Raw genomic sequence first — 20,876 nt, 5'->3', positions numbered from 1 at the left:
GGTTTGCTCTATCTGATTCTAATCCTTCTAAATTTATATTGTATAGTTCTTCAATTTGTTGTGCATCAACTTGGCCTAAAGATGATTTGAATGCAAAGCAAATTGGATCCATAATAATTTGTGAAACACCACTTTCTTCTTTTACATAAAACTTATAGACAATGTTTGAAAATGCAACATAAAATTCATAGTATCCCGGTTTAATTATTGATTCAGTTACATTTGAAAAACTTGTTGGTCACATATTTCCAACCGGTTTGATTTCGTTTGTTATATATGTATAGTGTGTATGTCCTGAAGTTGCATTAACTTCTGAGAAACTATTAACTTGGTTAATTGAATAGTGTAAATACTCATCTGAATGTCTTGGCTTTGAATCATCTTCAAAGTTAAATGATAATAAACCATAATCATAAAACACAGTGTTAAAGTAGTAAATATATTGTAAGAAGACGTAAATGTTTTCAGATAGCAATTGTGACATTTGTTCTAATGAAGCAGCGAATTCAGGTTTTTGTGCACCTTCATTTTCCTTTTTAAGTTTTAAAACTGTGTCTTTAAGTGTTGCTAATTTGCTTCTTAACTTAGTTAAATCTTCATTTGTGAAGTTATCTAATTTTTCTTTGTATTTAGAATCTAATGTAATGTTTTGTTCTTTTAAAAATTCATCAAATTTAGTTACTACGTAAGGTTTAGCTATTTTGTATTGATTACCACCTGTTAAATCAATGCAAGCTACAGAAGCAATTGGTAATGCCGAGAAACTAAGCAAAGAAAGTGAGAATAATAATTTTTTCATAATGAATGTTAATTAACATCTACAAATGTATACGTTAATTTTACCCCTCCATAATTGTCTATAAATAAAATTTCATTGGTGTTACCTTTGTTAGAGTTATCTACACCGAATGGAGCAAATAACTGCACATATTTGTTTAAATCAAAAATGTCTAATATATAGTCATTATTGATAATATTTGGAAATGTTTTTACATATCCGTGTAATTTAGGTTTGAGTAATTCAGGATTTTGTCAATCTTTTTCAATTCCTATTTCTAAGATAAATCCATTTTTAGATAACAAGTAATATAAATCATCAAGTGTTTCATCGCTGTTTTTTGCATAAACATAATCAATGAATTGATTTGAACTTATTTTTGCATAGTTTGAATAAATTTTTTCAGGATCATTAGACGCGACATCTAAGTTTTCATTATCTAATAATGTTGATTTAATTAAATCAAATTGAGTAATTGTAAATAGTGCATATAGTCAATTTGTTGATAATAATTGATCTATTTGAGCAGTTGATTGTTCTACTATAAATGGTTTTATTCTTGAGAATGTTCCTCAATCAAATTCTCCTTGAATAAATGATTGAGTCATGTTGTTCCCGAATACAAATGCATTTTTAATTTGCCGTTTGTAATCAGGATTGCTTAGTAATTCAAATTGTGAGTCAATGTAAGCTTGTTTTTGGGCTTCGTCTTTATATACGATGTTAAGTAAGTTTCAAATTGAATCTTGTTTAATAAAGTTATTTCATTCAAGTTTTAAAGCGTTTTCTTGTTCGCTAGTTTCATCTGTTTTTGATACTGTGCTAGGTGTAAAAGATAAAGTTGCTAAAGGTAAACTTAATGGTGATATCATTAAAATCTTTTTAAATAATTTACTAATTTTCATTAGTCCCCTTTCATAAGAAGAAAACATTAGCAGGTTCTCCATAACTTAGATCTTTAACCATGCTTTTTTCAAATTGAACTAATCCTGTTTCGTATCCGTGAATAAATCTTGAGTGAACAATATTAGAAATTAAGTTAAGTGATATTTTGTTATTTTTTAAATCTCCAAAGTATCAGTTTAACGGTTCTAATTTTAAATTAGAAACAGGTTGCAAAATGTTGTTGATAGTAATTCTGAAAACTAGTTTATTTTTCTTTAAATAATAAACTCTAGCATCAGCCATTTCACCTGATTCATCACCTAATTTGATGTCGTCAATGTATGTGTTTGGTACGTTGTAGTTTTTGTATTCGCTTTTTGTTTTTAATGATTGTTGGTATTCGTCTGATAGTGTATAACCATTTCCGATTGGATCTAATAATCAAGATACAAATGTGAAGTCAAATTTATCTAAATTATTTAAGATAAAGTATCAGTTTTCTGAAATAAAATCTGAGAAACTATTAGCGAATTTTTCTTTTTTAGCAGGTGTATTATGTTCATTAATTTCATTAATTTTTGCTGTTAATTCAGTTATTTTGTTTTCTGCTTCTGTTCTTTCATCACCTGAAAAGTAGACTAAGAGATCTTGTAGTCTGCTTTTTTCAGCAAGAGAATCGTTTAATTCATCAGATCTAAATTCTTGTTTGTAACTTGTTGTTATTTCTTTGAATTTTTGAATGATTGATGATGTGTCTTGTTCTTGATTGTATACATATAAACTGCGTTCTCTTTGACTTTCTGGTTTATAAACGTTGTTTAAAAGAGTTTCGATAATCTTTTTATGATTAACTTGCTGCAAGTTTTCAACTTTAGGGTTAATTTGTGTTGAGTTATCTATGTATACTTCTAATTTATTTGAAGATGTGTAATTAGCACAAGAAATCGCAACTCCACTAATAAGAGGTAAACTAATTAAACTTAACATTTTTTTAATTTTAATCATTTTGTACTCCTACTAATGTGTATCTAATAATTTGTCAGTTATCTTGATTAATTTCTTCTAACGCTAAGTACAATCTTTGAAAGTAATTGTATGAATTAAATAACATAATAAATTTAGCATAATCAAAGTTCTTATATATAAATGATAAATCTTCAACATTTATACTTTTACTGTATTCAATGTCATCATTTAGTAGTTTATTGTGTGCAGCAACTAATTTGCTGTGCAAATTATCAATTGTTGCATCAATGTTATCTGTAGAGACAACTTTTAAGATTTCAGCAGATGCTTTTAAATACGTTTTGTCTTCTTGTGAATATTTAAATACTGGTAGTATTAAATTTTCGTTTAGGACAATGTAAATCACATCTAAACTTTGAAGTGTTGAGTTGCTATCTAACTGAATATTTTTAACAACATATTTATTCAATTTGTAATTATGTAAATCAATATTTAACTTAATACCATCTTGCGTTGCTTTTGTGTATTTTGCTAATGTTAAATTCACACCAGCATCATTTTTTTTATCTTTGAAATTTGATGGATAAAAGTTTAAATAGTAATTGAATTTATTTAGATTACTTAAGTATCAAAATCAGTTATCTCTAAATAGCATTTCTAATGTTTTTGATGCTTTTAATGAATCTTGAATTTGAATGTTGTTTTCTAAAATTGGATTGTTTAATATTTGCGCATATACTAATGATGATTGAATTTCTTTAATAAATTCATCTGGAATATTGTTTTGTGTATTTATATATAAATTCAAATCCCTTGAATTATTTATAAATTCAGAAGATCCTAATTTCTTTAGAAATGCTTGATGTGGTCTTTTTTCTTTTGAAACTTGTGGAGTAGTATTTTCTGTTGTATTAGTACAAGAGAGTGCTATTGTTGGTAAGAACAATAAAGGTGCAAGAAGCTTAATTTTGAATAATCTTTTCATAATAGATATCTTCAAGACTTTTCTGTTTTTGTCCTGATGAAACTAATTTACCTTTATGAATAAGTGTGTATGAAGTTGCATACTTATCAATCTCACTTAAAATGTGAGAACTGATAATTATTGTCTTACCTTGTTTATTTAATTCAGATAATATTTCAAACAATCTAAATCTAGCTGTTGGGTCTAAGTTAGCAGCAGGTTCATCAAGAATGATTAAATCAGGATCGTTTAATAATGCTTGAATTAATAAAACTTTTTTCTTTTGACCTGATGATAAGTTGTTAGGTTTGTTTTTCTTTAAATCAGAGATTTCAAACTTTTCTAAAAAGTTATTGATTTTATCTTTTAATTGTTGTTTATCTTTATTTCCAAATAAAGAAACAATGTATAAATATTCAAATACATTTAATTCTTTAGGAAAAATTGCATTTTCAGGAACATAACCTAGTTTTGCTTTTGATTTAGGATCTGAGTTAATAATTCCATTAATGTAAATTTGTCCACTAAAGTTTGTGTATGAACCAATGATTGATTTGATTGTTGTTGTTTTCCCTGAGCCATTTTCCCCAATAAATGCGTGGAAAGAACCTTTAGGTACTTCGAAACTTAAATCAAATACTCCTTTTTTCTCATTAGAGTTATGATTATAAATCTTTGTTAAATTTTGAACTTTAATACTTGTGTTATTCATTATTTATAATCCTTTCTAATGTATAAAAGTGTATTTGCAGCTAATAGAGAAGCTCCTAATATTATTCAAATCACAACAAAAATTGATTTGTTAACAACTTTTTTGTTTCTTTGAATTGAATAAATTTGATCTGTTGTAGCAAATAAATAGTTATTTGATTTTGTTAAATCGTATCTGATGACAATTTGGTCATTGATGATTTGTTGTTTTGGTACATATGTTTCAAATCCACCGATTTGATAATTGTAATCATCTAATCTAACTTTGAATTGAGATGGTGCATATGTATCTGTGTAGTCATCATTTACTAAAAGAGCATTTAAGTAAATTGAATCATTGTATGTAAAGTAAATGTAGTAAATAAGTGCTGAATATAAATAAATTTGTTTTTCAACTTTTGATTTAACTAATTTATTTTTAATAGCATTTTCATCAAGAACATTTGTGTTGTTATCAATTAAATTGTTTAATTCAGAGTTTTCATCATTTAAGTTTCTTTGAATATCGCTTAAGATGAAGTTTTTAATTGAAACTAAATCATTGTTTTTTACATATTCTTGTAATTCTTCTGAATTAAATAATTGAGCAAAGTATTTGTTTGTAAAACTATTAAATACATTTGATTTTAATAGTTGTTGTATGTTTTCTCATTTTAGTTTTCCTACTAAGTTTTCAGATGTAACAAAGTTGTATTTGTCTTCTGGGTAAATAATGTTAAAGTCTGAAGCACCATCTCTTGCATAGATGATATCTGTGTTGATGATATTTGTAATAGATGATTGATTTTTAAGTGAACCTGGAACTATATATTGTTCTTTACCTTCACTTATTTGATACTTACGTAGGTTTGGTTGTTTCTCGAGAATATATGAATATACTTGAGAATCAGTATTCTTGTAATATAAGTAATCACTTAAATTATTAGTGTTCTGATTATTTAGTTTATTAAATATATCTTCATTATTAATGTTGAATATTTCTAACATTTGATAAGGAATTGCTAAATAAGAATAAACACTTCACGAAGTAGATGAGTTTTTTGAAATCTTGTATGCCTCTGATAAGTACGCATCTTGTTTTTCACTAAAACTAGTTGCATCATATCCGTTAGGGATGATGTAGTAATTATCTTTATTGTTATCTAAATAAAAGTAATTAGTATTTGAATCATTACCTGATGGTTGATTAGGATTTTTAGAATTTAAATAGTAAGCAAAGTTATTAGCTGTTGATGTTGAGTTTGATGAGATAAATCCTCCAGCTAAAAACATCGGAATACTGAATAACAGTGGAACTGTTATAGCAATCTTTGAATTAAGTTTATAGCTTATTAATGAAGCAATTGAACCAAAGAAGATAAATGCTAAAAATATTGTGATTAGCGTGATAAATACAAATGCTACAAAGTAACTAGCATCTAATCTTAAAGTTAATCCTAATATTAAATTAAATAAAGAACAAAATAATGCTCAATATAATCCCATTAATAAAAACATTAACATTTTACTTATAAAAATAGTTTTTCTGGATATGGGTTTAGAAAATGTAATTATTTCTAAACCTTCTTCCTCTAAATCTTTATATAAGTTAATTGACTTTAATGAAGAAAAGAAGATAGTTATAAATAACAATCCAAAACTAGCACAATAAATAACTAGTGATTTGTTTTGTATATTCATAATTGAAATAATAATTGAAAGGACAATCATTATTGTTCCAACTAAAGCAGGTAAGATTCAACTGCTTTTTTTCTTTAAAATTACCTTATGAAGAAAGTAGATATAGTTTTTTATTTGTGTCATTATTAACTCCTTTTTGCACTTTCATATTACTTTAATATTATAAATAATTTGATAATATTATACATTAATTAAATAACCTGATGGTTATATTCTTTATATTTTTTTTAAAAATAAATAGGTAAAATATATCTTATGAACGATGATTTAAGAATAAGCAGAATAAAAGAGAAGATTAAAAAAACTCCACATAAGAGTGGAATTTATTTATGGAAAAACGAATTAGATCAAGTCATTTACATCGGTAAAGCTATTGATTTAAACAATAGATTAAATCAATATTTAAATAATTCAATTAACTCTTATAAGACATACAAGATGATTGATGAAATCTATGATTTTGATTTTGTTACATACAATACAGATCAAGAAGCTTTTTTAGCTGAAAAGAACTATATTGAAAAATATCAACCCAAATATAACATCAAGTTACTTGATGATAAGAGATATCCATATTTAAAATTGAATATCAATACTAAAGACCAATTAGAAATATACAAAAACTATGTATATTCTAAAACAACAGATACAACATTTTCATATGGTCCTTTTTCAAATCAACACGAGTTTAAACATTTGTTAAAGGTTTTAACTAGATTTTTTATGTATGAAAATGGATTGCCAATTAAAAATCAAGCTTATTCTGTTTCAAAATACAAATTTGACAAAATCATTGAAATTTTAAAATTTCAAAATAATGACTTTTTAGATAAGTTGATTTCTTTAAGAGATAAAGCAAGTGAAAATTGAGATTTTGAACTTGCTAAAGAATATAATGATTCTTATCATTTATTGAAAAGAATCAAAGATACACAATTAGTTGAACTTCAAAACATCAAAAACATTGATGTGCATACATTCATTGTTAAAGATGAACACATATCTATACAAAGTTTATTTTATAGATATGGAGTGCAAACTGCACACAATAATGAAATCAATAAATTGAATAACTATTACATTCAGAATGTAATTGATTATGTATCTGATTATTTAGAAAGATACTATTCAGATAAAGATTATCCAGATCACATTATTCTACAAAGTGAATATGAACAAATTCAACTTAATACAAAACTGAATAATAAAATTATTTTCCCTAAAAAAGGATTATTCTTAGAAATCTTAAACTTATCATTGTTAAATAACAATGAATATCTAAAGATTAATATTAATGAAGCTATCTTAAAAGAAGAAATTAATATTAAAACACAGAGAGAATTAGAGAATATATTAAACAATGGAAACAAAATAAATAACATTTATTTATTTGATAACTCACACTGATATTTAGAAAATCCGGTCGGTGTTTCTGTTTGTTTTTCAAATGGAAAAAAAGTTCCAGAAAATTACAGATTTTTCAAACACGAAAAAGAATTTAGTCAAATGAGCAAACATTCTGATTTGGAACTAATGTATTTAACAATTTTCAAATTTGTTAAAACATTTGGAACATCACTAAATATTAGTGATGATGATATTTTTATTGTAGATGGTTCAATTGAACAATTAAAAGAAGCTAAATATGCATTAAAAGAACTTGAATTTAATAATATCAAAGTTTATGGTCTTGTGAAGAACATAAAACATAGAACAGAGAAATTAATTGATGACAACAATCAAGTAATTGATATTTCACAAAATGCATTATTGTTGTTTACAAGAATGCAAAATGAAGTGGATAGATATGCTAAAAGCAAAATGAAACATAAATATATAAATAAATTCAGAGAATCAGATTTAGACTCAATACCGGGTATTGGAGATGTAACTGTAAAGAAGTTGCTTGATCGTTTCAAAACATTCGAAAATGTCAAGAATGCATCAATTGAAGAACTTAATCAAGTTGTTGACAAAAAGAAATCAAAAATGATTTTTGAAACTTATTCAAAAAGAAATTTGTAAAGAAATTTGGTCGATTTTATCGATCATTTTTTCATATTGTTTTTAATCAATGAAAAGCAATATTTACACTATGAATTAAATCCATTATAGTAATTATGACATTTATTAATTAACATTTTTATTTATAAATATTTATTAATTCTTGTTAATTAATTAAAAAATGCTTATTTTAATGATTAAAAATAAAAACATTATAATTCGCCTATGAAAAAATTTAAAAGAAAAATATTTTGTGCAATTGCATCATTATCGGTTATTCCTACAGCATTGCTAGCTTCATGTGCGAAAAAAACAAAAGATCCTTGAACAAATAACGCAAATTCAAAAAATTTAACTGAATTACAAAATAGTTCATCAAAAATTAAATTATTAAATCCAGAAGTTGCTCCAGGAGCTGATTTTAGAGATTTTTATGCTGATTTAAAAGACTCGGCAGATAATTCATATCCAACGGTTGTTCTTTCTAGAAATGCATCACAAATATTTTTATCATCATTTATGCAAATTGTTGGTCATTTAAACGCAGCTAACAATGAAAAGCAACCTTACAACGATGTTGTTTATTTAATTGATCAAGATGTTTGGGACATTGACAAAACTAATGAAAATCCAGAAAGTCAAAGGTTTAATTTTAAGTATTTATTAAATAAATTTAGACCTGTACTAAATACGGAAACAGGCGAAATGAATGTTAAAGATGGAAAATTATTGGTTTTAGACAACTTGAAATATGCAACTAACAACCAAAAAGATAAAGCTTATTCAGTAATACCAACAACTTTAGAAGAATTAACAACTTATTTACAACCATATCTAGAAGCTGGAATTGATAAATTTGATTTTTATATACCTGATGTATCTTTAATAGCTTTATCTGATGAAGATCACATTGTTGTAAGAGATTGAATTTTTAAACATGCCAATAAAATAGTTATTTTAAGTGATGGTAATTCTCAACCTTATGATTTTATTGAGAATTATTATTTAAATTTTGCTCTAAAAGCAGGTAAATCATATACTCAAGCAGAATTGCTTAAACACTGAAATGATTTACAAGCAGATGAATATATTAAAATGCCTATTGATTGTCGTTATTTCTTCACTTTACAAGAGAAAGTTAAAATTTACAACTTAGAAAACACATACATTAATGCTTTTAATCAAAGATTAGAAAACGCAGGTAAATCTTGAGCTAAATTAAACATTAAGTCATATCCAATTAATCCATTTATGTATAAGGATTACATACAATTTGCCGAAAACATTGATTATCAAGGTGACTTTGAACGCTTAAATCAAATTTATGGCAAGAGCTTTTTAGATCTTATTGTCGAAGGTAAAAACAATTATTCAGCAAACAAAAAGAATTTAATCTTTATGGGTTCTTCATTATTTAAAAAAAATGAGAGAGGGTGAAGATTGAATCAAAATGAAAATGCTTACAACGAAGTGAAAGCTTATTTCGCCAAAATTAAAGAGTTATATCCTGCAGATCAATATAATTATTTCTTTAAATTGCATCCAAGTTATAGTGCTCAAGATGCTGTTGAATACATTAAATTGCTCGTTGGTGAAGAAGAATATGCTAATACAATTACATTAAATCCTACAATTGCTTGAGAAAATATGTTGGCAATTGATTATCACAACATTGAAAAAGGCACGTCAGTATTATTTGATCAAAATAATAATTCAAGAACTCAATTATATGGCTTACAAGGTACAACAACAGTGCTTTTAACCACAATGACATTCCTAAAACAAACATTCGGTTGAGATTTAGAAAAAATGAAAAGCTTTGTCAATATACAAAACTTCCCATTAGCAAATACCTTTAACATTTTGTCTCGTGATACTTATTACATTGACCACAAAAAAGGTTATGAAGCTAACATATCTAAAATGGATCAAGTTTATAAATACTTTGTTGAGACTGGTGCTTTCTATCCAAAAAATGAATGAATTGATATGGATACTTTTCTTACAAAAACCAATCTTAATTAACCTAAAAAAACTATAAAAAAGACAAAATTACATAAACTAGAACACAAAATATGGACAAAATCTTATTTTGTGTTTTTTATATTAAGGGTTGATTATGAAACAACTAAAATAGGAATAATGACTAGAACTTTTTTCAGATTATGATGATTTTAAGAAGGGTTTAATGTCAAAAAATGATTTTTAAAACAATTTTGTTTTTTGCCAATTGCAATTGACCGCAAAACTAAATTTATTGTAAATTACAATTTGTCCAAAATAAATGATTTAGATTTAGTTATGAAACACATGTCAAAAATAAAATTGAACAAACAATGAATAGCACATTAAGACCATTGTTTTCAATATTTAACTAAAGATTATTTGCAAACAATATCTAAAAATAATGACGTTGTTTCAATGGGAGAGTTGCAACTCGTCATACAACAGAGAAGCAGAATATTTATTTTCCATTTTAAAATCTGAATGTTTAAAACTAATTTATGTAACCAAGATAATTTGGATGTTCTTAGCAAAATAATTAATGAGTTTATTTTTTGATACATTAATGAAATTATTCAATCAAAATTAGATTGAAAAACACCCCGGCAACGTTGAGATGATATTATGTCTAATTAACACTTCTATCCACTTTTAGTGTTCCTGTTTATTTATTTATTTTTTTAGAATTTTCACAAGAAGCAACAAATTCCACAAGAATTAACGTCATATCTGAAATTGACGTAATTTTCAAAAAGTTTGAATTTTTTCATAATTCTTCTAATAATTCTGATACAATTGACACTTATATTACATATATATATATATATAGAATAGGAGATATGTATGAAAAATAAAGCTTTAAAAAGGAGCCTTTTAATTGTTCCTGCATCAGTACCATTAGCAGGACTTGTTTTGACTCTTTCGACGACTACAACTTCAACCAATGTGCAAAGTAAAACTGTTTTAGGCACTAATTGAACTTTTGATAAAGTTAATATTGATTTACAGGATAATCTTTGAAAGAACTATAATTCACTTCCAACTTCAAATCATAATGCCAGATATGCACCATATAGATATATAAATATTTTTAATTCAAACGGTAATCAGAATTTCAATGACACCAATGCTAATTGACAATATCGAGCGGTTGGGGATTCATGATTTAGATTATTTGATGCCACAAATCCAGGTTTTCCAAATAACGTAAATGTTTCTGATTGAACAGGTACTAATTATGCAACAGAAAGTGGAACACTTTATTCTTGACAAGTAGATGGTTTTGAAAATAAAGGTGTAGATCATGGACCGTGATGAAATGGAAATGGATATAATGCAAGCACTGATACCAAAAGATTTAAAATAGGTTACAACTTAGTTAATAAACCATTACATGGTTCTGCAACTCAAGGTGCGCAATCAACATTCTATACAGGAGCATTTTATTTTTCAAATGATATGAAAATAGCAAGTGATATTAAAATTCACTTGTATATTAAAGTTGATGATAGAAATAATTCAAATGTTTTACAACAAAAAACTTATACTATCAAATTAAAAGAAGAAAAAAATGCTAACTTATCTGATTATGATATTTCACCTTGAATTGGAAAAGTACAAAGAGTAAATAAAGATCCTCTTCGTGCTTCTCAAGCTGGAGATACTTTAGAAGCATGATTAACTAATTATGCATACTTGCCTTATTACAAAAACACTCCAACATCATATACAAATGGGTTGAGTGCTGATTTGCTTAGTCAAAAAAGAACTTGAGACAATTATAGATCTTCAGATAAGCATAACGGAATGTATGATATTTTAGTATCTACTCCAACCAATATGTCAGATATTAGATCAAGAGGATTTCAGTTATCAAATAGCAGTGGTTCATATGTAAATTTTGGTTTATTCCAAAAAAATCTTATTAATAATGATAGACCAGCTGACATTATATATAACAATCAAGGTGGTTTATTTGTCTTCAATATTGAAATGGATAAAAAGCTTGATTATTTAGTTGCTGGAGCAGTAGCAGAAGTAGAATTTGAGCCATATAATGATGTGGCTAACGCAAGCACTACAACATTTTTTGGTAATACCGGTTCATCAACAACCAATAAATCTTTCTTTGGATCAGCTGAATATCGTCAAAAAGATGATGACGATAATCAAAGAATTGTTTCTGGATTTTGAAAAATAGCTGATAGATCTGAGTCTCAACGTAAAAAATTCTATACTTTAGAACTTGTTGATTCAGAACTTGGTTCTGATCTTTATGATCCTAAGAGTGATGCATTTCCGGAAACGACTTTAAGAATTACTGAAAATGGAAATTCAAATATTAATTATGAGATTAATAAAGATGGAATTAATAGAAACAAAAAAACAATTAGTATCAAAAGTGTTTATCAAGATACAAAAGCAGTAAATAGTAGAAATTCTTTACGTTTAACAAGTACAATTAATAGTAGAGATGCTAAAAAATGAAAAGTTAAAAACGGTAGTTCATTAACCGCTAGCCCATTGCCATCAAGTAGATTTGATAGTGATGGAATTGAATTCAATTCAATTACTTATACATATACTGATCTTGAATTAGCTAAGAAATATGTTGACACTAAACAATGATTAAATAAAGGGCAAAAATCTTATTTAAAAATGGCATTGGATAATGAAACAGGATTTAATGCAAGCAATGAATATTCAAAGACTGAACTTTTAACCGACTGAAAAACTAAAATCGATACTCTTGATAAGCAACAAGAATCAATTGAAAAAAAATATAAAGAAATTCGTGATTTTCCTTTAAGTAATAATGTTTATGATTCAAGTTACAATGCAAATATAACTAAAAAAATCATTTATGCTTTAGCTACAAAATCATCTAAAGATAATTTAGATTCAATAATAAGTAGAAACATTAACAAAATTAATTTCCGTTCAACTGAATACAATACCGAATCTGGTGCAATTGATAGAACTACTTCTACAGAATATTCAATTTCTAATCCAAGTGGAGCATCATATAATAGTTTAAAATCTTCAATGGATTCAGTCTACAATGCACTTAATAATTATTTAACTGCTGTAATAAATAGTGGTAAAACCGAAATCGAAAAATATTTTGCAAAATTAGAACAATATCCAATTACTCAACAAAATTCTTTAACTTATAGTGGAAATTATAATAAAGCTAAAGACCTCATTATCAATACAATTAAAGATCAAGTTAAAGACCTTAGTTCAAAAAGCCGACTAAGTCCATTTGCTAATTTAGATGCTACAAACGAGCAAATTAAAACAATTATTGAATTAATTGGTAAAGTTAATAAATTAAATAATGACAAAAATTCAGTTAAGTCACAAATTGAAAATTATAAACAATCACAAAATGACTTTAATAATTTAGGTTCTTTTGAATTTGCAAGTTCTACAAGTCAGATTAATTTAAAAGCTCTTGATGCATTTGATAAAAACTTAACAAATGCTTCTGATAAAACTATTGAAAATATTTTTGAATCAACCGATATTCTTACTAAGTTTTATAATGATAATAATGACATTTTTGCTAAACAATGAATAGAAAAAGTAAAAGGTCTTGACGGTGCAATTAATGAATTTAATACGGAAATAGATAAATTTAACTATTTAGACGCAAATCAAAAAACAACTGCTAAAAATGATTTAAAAAATGCTTTGAGTACATTCAATATTTTTTCTTATAATGACAATACAGTCACACTTATTGTAAATAATGCATTTATTAAAAAAATAAATGACCATATGTCTAGTGCTTTTGTGACTGCAAAAGCAACAGCTAAAACTAAAATTTCAGCATTAAATGAGTTAACAGAAACAGAAAAAAATCAAGTTAAAAAAGAAATAGATAATGCTACTCTTTACAAAGATAGTTATGATGCAAATCAACCGTTTGTTGACAAAATTTTAATAGGTTCAGATAAAAACATTAAAGCAATTGTTGATAAATGAACTGATATTAATAATGAAAGAGGCAGAATTAAAGACTATACTGCTACTTTTGATTATCCAGATAAAAACATTGAACCTACAACTGCTGACAAAAAATTAGTTTCTCAACTAAGCATTTCTCCTGATGATAACGGTTTAGAAACTGAAGTTATTTCTATTAGCGGTAATAATGACACCGGAACTTTAACTGTTACTTATAGAGTAGTAAAATCAAGTGATAAAACTAATGTTTATACTCAAGATAAAACCTATGATATTACAGGTTTTGCTAATGAGCAAAATAGAGTTAATAAATTAAGTGCTACTCCAGATTATAAAGATGCGAGTGAAAAACCAAATATTCAAGCTTCAGCTGTTGTAAACAGAAATAATAATACTGAAGATATTGCTTGAGTATTACCAACAAAAACACAAATTTATGCAGATAGTGTTAGATATCTTGGTTATAACGATATAACCGGAAAAATTAAAATTGCATATAAATTGCAATCAACTGTAAATGCAAGTGCAATTTCTGATGAAAAAACTGCAGAAATTACTGGTTTTGAAACAGAAAGTACTAGATTAAATAATTTAGTCAAACAAGATACAGATGCTAACAAAAATACAGTTCTTAACATCACTGCAAACCCTATTAAACGTGCTTCAGATTCAACTTTAAATACTGATTACACAATTGCTTTAGCAAATAATTATGGAACTAATAACCAAGTTGAATTAACTAATTTATCATCTCCTACAGCTAATGATACTGATGGTTCAGTTTCATATACATATAAATTAAAAACTACAAGAACTAAAGAAGATTTAGTAACAATTACTGAAGAAGTAGTTAATGACAATGATATTTATAGTGATGTTTCAGCATCACAAACTAGAACTGGCTTTTTAACTCAAGCTCAATATGAACAAAATCAAAAAGATGCAAAGAAAAAAGCAATTGATGATTATCAATCTTTAAATGATGCACAAAAAACAGCACTTAAAAATGAAATTGATCAAGCTAATCTAGATAAATTAGATAAAATTGCGCAAAATGCAAGTGATTTAAATGATGCAATGGAAGCTTACAACGGTGCAACTAATAACATCGAAACAATTAAAGAAGGCACAGATTATACTCAAGCAGATAATGATAATAAGAGTGCTTTAGATAATGCAGTAAATCAACAAAAAACCGATGTTAATAAAACTCAAGGACCTAATTTATCATTAGAAGAAGTTAAAAAGAGAACTAAAGCAATTCAAGATGCAATTAGTGATTTAAATGGTGATGAAAAATTACAAGAAGCTAAAGATGAAGCGATTAGAAAAATTAATTCTGATTATTCATCATTAACTGATAAACAAAAAGAAAAAGCAATTGCTTTAATTAATGAACAAACAACAATTGATGGTGTTACTACTCAAGACGCAACCAATAGTGAATTAAATTCTTCAATGAAAACCTTACGTGATTACATAGCAGGTCAAGATACTGTAACAGCAGGTGATGATTATATTTACACAACAAATGATTTAAGAGCTGCCTATGATGGTAATCCTGCTAAAAATAATAATCAAAAAGGTGGCGTGATTAAAGAAGCAGAAGATTTAGTAGATGCTTTAAATACTAACAATAATGATAATTTAATGAATAAAGAAACAATTGATGCTTTAAACAAAAAAATTAAAGGCGCAATTGATGCTTTAAATGGACAAGAACGTTATGGTGAAGAATTAGCAAGATTAAATGGCTTATCTCTTGCTTTAGCTAAAGTTAAAGATGCAAATCGAGCTACAGATACAGCAAGTGAAGTTGACACTAATGAAGTTGAATTCATTTCTTCAACTATGCCTGACAATGTAACTCCAGTTGATTTAGTTATTTCAAATCCAAATGAATTAACAGGTAAATTAGACTTAAGTTACAAATATCAATCAACTAAAGAAAATCTTGAAAATGTTAAATCAACCAAAGTTTATACATTAAATAACAATAATGCTTTAAGCACTTTAACTGAACAACAAAGAGTGGACGCTATTTTAGCTGATTCAAACATTCCATTTACTATTAATGAAAATGATACTAACGCAATTGATAGAAATCAATTACCAAGTGCAGTTGCTAAAGAAGCCATTAAAGCGTTTAACAACCCGGCAGACTTAAATGTTGAAGGTTATTTAAATAGTATTGAATTATCGCCAAACAATGACAATGGTACATTAAACATAACATTCAAAATCGCTTCAACCAAAGCAATATTGAATTCAAATAATGATCCACAAAACCCAGCGGTTGTTTCAACTAACACAAGAACAATTACTTTAACAGGATTTAAAACAACTTTACAAGCTGAAAAAGAAAAAGTTATTGAATACATTAATAACAATGTTCCTGAAGCAAAAAAACAAGCTTTATTAGATGAATTAGCAAACGCTAATACTCTTGACGAAGTAGCTAAAGTTCAACTTAAAGCAGAAATTGAAAAAGCTATTGCAGATGCAACAAATAATTACCCTTATTTAAATAACAATCAATTAGAAGCTTATAAAACAGATTTAAGATCAGCTACTTCAACTGAAGGAATTCAAACTCATAGTGCAACAGCAAGCACATTAAATGCCAAAATGAAAGAATTAAGTGATGCTGTTAAAACTGAATTAACTGCTTTAACTAAAAAAACAGTTGAAAATGATCAAAACAATGATGCTAAAACAGCTATTGTTTATACTTTAGCAGATGCTGATAAAAAACAAGCTTATGATAACGCTTTATCAGCAGCTCAAGAATTACTTAATAAAACTAATGGTGCTAACTCAGAATTAAGTGCTGTTGAAACAGTATTAAGCAATTTACAAACTGCTTATGGTGAGTTAAATGGTGATCAAAACCAAAATGCATTAAACGAAAGAATTGATGCTTTAAACAATTTAACTGAAAAACAAAAAGCGCAATTAAAAGAAAATATTGCTAACGCCGACGCTCAAGCAGATGCTGAAACTATTGTAGAAGCAGCAGAAACATTAGATGCCAAAATTGCCGATACTAAAAAACAATTAGTCGAATTAAATAATTACAAAAACAATGATGTTTATAAATTAGATAAAGAAAATAAAGACGCTTACGATACAGCACTTGAAAATATTCAAAATGCTTTAGATGAATTAAGTAACAAAGACTTAACTTCTGTAAGTGCTGATGATCTTAACAGCGAAGCTACTAATTTAGACACCAAAGTAAGTGAAGCAAATCAAGCTAAAGACCTATTAGATGGAATTAGAAGCGATCTTAAAGATAAATTAAATAATTTTGATAACTTAACTCCTGCCAACAAGCAAGCGTTAATCAATTTAATTAATGCCGATGACAAAGAGTTAAGCGCTGAAAAAGTGACTGATTATCTAAACCAAGCATTAAACTTAGCTAAAACTAACGTTAATAATGAAATAGACAAATTAACACATTTAACACCAGCAGAAAAACAAGCTTATAAAGATGCCGTTAATGAGGCTGAATTAAACACTGCAGACGGTGAAAAATATGACAAAAATCTTAATGACATTTTAACCCAAGCAAAAGCCGATGATGAGGCCAAAAAAGCTTTAATTAAGGCTATTAATGACAAGCAATATTTAAATGATGCTCAAAAAGCGGCTTTAATTGACAAAGTTTATAAAACTCCATTAGCTGAACTTAATGAATTTGAAAATGATGCTACATCATTAGATAATGCAATGAAAACATATAGCGAAATTGCCACTGTTGATAAAGAAAGCATCAAATATAAAGAAGCATTTGAAGATAGACAAGCTGAATATAACAATCAAATTACTAATCGTGACAATGCTTTAAATAAAACTGATGGTGCTAATTTATCATTAGACCAAGTTAATGAAGCAATCAAAAAATTAAATAAAGCAATCAACAATTTAAATGGTGAAGAAAGATTACAAAGAGCTAAAAATGAAGCGATTGCTAAAATCACTGGTGATAATCCAACTTACACTGATTTAACAGATGCTCAAAAAACAGTTTTAATTAACCAAATCAATGCCCAAACATCAATTGCTGATGTTAATGCAGTTGATGCTAAGAACAAGCAAATTAACGATTTAACCAAAATGCTTAAAGACAATATTAATGGTGAAAGTGGCATTAAAGAGTCAATTCATTACACTGGTTCAGAACCTGATGTAAAAAGCGAATATGATGAAGCCATTGAAGCAGCTAAAGAATTATTAGCTAAATTAAATGAGCCAAATTCTGATACTAATAATATTGTTGATTTAGATAGAATTAAAAACCAAAACCAAGCCGTTCATGATGCAATTGATGCCTTAAATGGTGAACAAAACATTAAAAAACGTAGAGAAGAAGCTTTAGCTAAATTAGAAGAATTAGAACACATTAATAATTTACAAAAAGCAGCTTTAACTACTCAAATCGATAATGCAACATCACCAGAAAAAATTGACGAAATTGTTGCTAATGCAACTAACTTAAATGAGCAAATGGGCTTATTAAAAGAAGAATTAGCAAATCAAGCACCAGTTAAAGACACACCTAAATACTTAAATGCTGATGAAGATCCTCGTAATAAATATGATGATTTATTAAATGAAGCTACATTTTTAGTTGACAAAGAAAATGGTGGTGCTCAACTAAGCCCAGAAGCAGTTGCTGACTTAATTAATAACATTAAAGTTGCTGAACAAGCACTAGATGGTAATGAGAAATTTGATGAAGTAAAACAACAAATTATTGCTGATATCGATGCTTTAGAACATTTAAATGATGCTCAAAAAGCAGCCCTTAAAGAATCATTAAATGAGAAAAAATTAATTGCCGACCTTAAACAAGTTGGTGAAGATGCTAAACTTCTTGATAACGCAATGGCAGAAATTAAAGCTAAAGCTCAAGAAATAGCTAATGATTTAGCCCAAGAAGGTAATTATAAATATGTAGCAGCAACTGAAGAACCAAAAACAAATTATGATAATGTTAAAGCCAAAGTTGATGCGTTAGTTGTTCCTAGTGGTAATAACTTAAACTTAAAAGAAGTTCAAGACTTACAAAAAGCTTTAATAGCAGCTGAAAAAGCACTTGATGGAGAAACTAACTATGATTACTTTAGAAATAAAGCAATTGAAAAAATTCAAAGTAATCCTAATTTAACAGATGAAGAAAAAACAGCCTTAATTGACCAATTAAATAATGTTCAATCTCCTAACGACGATGAAGCAATTACTAAAGAAGACTTTTTAAACAATTTAGACAAAATTGTTGATAAAGCAAAATTAATTGAAACAATTAAGAATGATGACAATTTAACTCCAGAACAAAAAACAGACTTGATTGATGACATTGTTAAAGCAGATTCAACACAAGCAAACTATGATGATGTGCTTGATAAAATCAAAGCTAAAGAAGATGCATATAAAACATTAAATAATGACGATTCATTAACAGAAGACGATAAGGCTAAATTAAGCGAAAACATAGCCGACATTGAGCCTAATAGTCCTAAATTTAATGAAGAGTTAAACAATGAAAAAATCAAACAAGACGCTATTAAAGAAATTAGAAACGATGACAATTTACCTGAAACTACAAAGAACAATTTAGCAAATGAAATTGCTGAATTAGACAATAAACAAGCTAAATCAGCATTAAATTACCAAATTGATAAGGTTAAAGAAAAACAAAAATTAATAGACGAAATTAAAGCTTCAAATCTACCAAATGAACAAAAAGAAGCTTTAATTAATGAAATAAATTCATTCAAGGGAAACGATGACAAAGCTCCAGTAATCCTTGACAAAATTCGTGATCAATTCAATAAATTGAAAGAAATTCAAGAAGATCCAAACTTAAGCCAAGAAGACAAAGCTCAATTAGTTGAAGACGTTTTAGCTAATGATCCAAAAGACGAAAAATACTATGAAATAGCTAAAAACATTAACAAGAAACAAGAAGTAATTGATCAAGTTAGACAAAATCCAAACTTGACACAAGAACAAAAAGATTCAATTTCTCAAAACATTAGAGAATTAGATGAAACAAGCGAAGAATTTACTAATAAATTAGAGAATGAAAAAGCTAGATTAGATTTAATTGATCAATTACATCAAGAAGCTAAAGACAACAAAATTTCTGATGAAACGAGAGATAAATTAATTAGTGAAACACTGAATTTAGTTAATGATTCAAGCTTTGTAAATGACTTAAATAACATTAAAGCTAAAGACAAATTAATTCAACAAGTTAAAGAGAGCGAAGTGCTTAATGACACAACCAAAGCAACATTAATCAATAACATTTTAGATAATAATGCTACAAGCACAGAATTTGATAATAAACATAATCAAATTACTCAATTACATGTTGATGCTGAAGAATTGGCTAAAGCTAAAAATGATTTAGTAGATTTAACCAAATCTAAGAAATTTGAAAAATTATCTAAAGATAAACAAGATGCAATTAATAAAGCAATTGCCGATTCAGATGAAATTTTAAATAATCTTAACTCTTATAAAAATGAAGATGTGGTTAAACAAACAATTATTGATAAAAAATTAAAACAAGCATCACCAATCTTAATCTGACCATACTTTGTAGCTGCTTCATTTGTAAGTTGATTAATTGGTATGTTAATCTTTGTATTTGGTAGAAAGAAAAAATAAGAAGTTAATTAACAATTAATAAACAATCAAAATCAATCAGTACTAGATAAAAATAGTGCTGATTTTTTTGTATTTTTTTAAAACCAAAAAAATTTCAGAAAAATCACTTAAAAATTTCATAAATGTGAAACTTTAAGGGTGAAAATATGTAAAAAATTACATTTTTTGCAAAAAAAAAAAAAAAAAAAGTTGCCTCAAAGATGATTTTTATGCTATATATAAGTATAT

The 20,876-nt window shown here is 26.9% G+C and carries 10 protein-coding genes; 4 read left to right on the top strand and 6 right to left on the bottom strand.

Going from position 1 to position 20,876, the window contains the following annotated elements:
- The 6 genes from VBM86_RS00440 to VBM86_RS00415 all read right to left on the bottom strand — a co-directional run.
- Nucleotides 1-799, bottom strand: a 799-nt coding sequence (locus VBM86_RS00440) for a hypothetical protein (RefSeq protein ID WP_323189490.1), incomplete at its 3' end; no start/stop codon positions are given.
- 8 nt (nt 800-807) lie between these two features.
- A complete protein-coding gene (locus VBM86_RS00435; protein WP_323189489.1) occupies nt 808-1,683 on the bottom strand; it encodes an aromatic motif membrane protein in 876 nt (291 codons plus the stop codon).
- Nucleotides 1,673-2,668 carry an aromatic motif membrane protein gene (locus tag VBM86_RS00430; RefSeq protein ID WP_323189488.1) on the bottom strand — a complete coding sequence of 332 codons (996 nt, stop codon included), beginning with the start codon at nt 2,666-2,668 and terminating at the stop codon, nt 1,673-1,675. The genes VBM86_RS00435 and VBM86_RS00430 overlap by 11 nt, the downstream gene beginning before the upstream one ends.
- Nucleotides 2,661-3,614 carry an aromatic motif membrane protein gene (locus VBM86_RS00425; RefSeq protein WP_323189487.1) on the bottom strand — a complete coding sequence of 318 codons (954 nt, stop codon included), beginning with the start codon at nt 3,612-3,614 and terminating at the stop codon, nt 2,661-2,663. Before VBM86_RS00425 ends, VBM86_RS00430 begins: the two co-directional genes overlap by 8 nt.
- Complete coding sequence (locus VBM86_RS00420; RefSeq protein WP_323189486.1) at nt 3,592-4,305, bottom strand: ABC transporter ATP-binding protein; 714 nt, start codon at nt 4,303-4,305, stop codon at nt 3,592-3,594. Before VBM86_RS00420 ends, VBM86_RS00425 begins: the two co-directional genes overlap by 23 nt.
- Nucleotides 4,305-6,107 (bottom strand): ABC transporter permease, encoded by a 1,803-nt coding sequence (locus tag VBM86_RS00415; RefSeq protein WP_323189485.1) that lies wholly within the window; start codon nt 6,105-6,107, stop codon nt 4,305-4,307. The genes VBM86_RS00420 and VBM86_RS00415 overlap by 1 nt, the downstream gene beginning before the upstream one ends.
- A 132-nt stretch (nt 6,108-6,239) precedes the next feature.
- On the opposite strand from VBM86_RS00415, the gene VBM86_RS00410 reads away from it, so the two are divergent.
- The 4 genes from VBM86_RS00410 (at nt 6,240) to VBM86_RS00395 (ending at nt 20,648) form a co-directional block, all read left to right on the top strand.
- Nucleotides 6,240-8,009, top strand: coding sequence for a GIY-YIG nuclease family protein (locus VBM86_RS00410; protein ID WP_323189484.1), 1,770 nt, complete (start codon nt 6,240-6,242; stop codon nt 8,007-8,009).
- A 204-nt stretch (nt 8,010-8,213) separates the two neighbouring features.
- Complete coding sequence (locus VBM86_RS00405; protein WP_323189483.1) at nt 8,214-10,013, top strand: hypothetical protein; 1,800 nt, start codon at nt 8,214-8,216, stop codon at nt 10,011-10,013.
- A 462-nt stretch (nt 10,014-10,475) separates the two neighbouring features.
- Entirely contained in the window at nt 10,476-10,628 is a 153-nt protein-coding gene (locus tag VBM86_RS00400) for a hypothetical protein (RefSeq protein WP_323189482.1), read from the top strand.
- Between the two features lie 207 nt (nt 10,629-10,835).
- Complete coding sequence (locus tag VBM86_RS00395; RefSeq protein ID WP_323189481.1) at nt 10,836-20,648, top strand: lipoprotein 17-related variable surface protein; 9,813 nt, start codon at nt 10,836-10,838, stop codon at nt 20,646-20,648.
- The last annotated feature ends 228 nt before the right edge of the window (nt 20,649-20,876 follow it).

This window comes from Mycoplasma sp. 21DD0573, from assembly GCF_034863425.1.
GTDB lineage: Bacteria > Bacillota_I > Bacilli_A > Mycoplasmatales > Metamycoplasmataceae > Mycoplasmopsis.
Note: the sequence above shows the minus strand (reverse complement) of the source record. Positions and strands in the feature narration are given on the sequence as shown.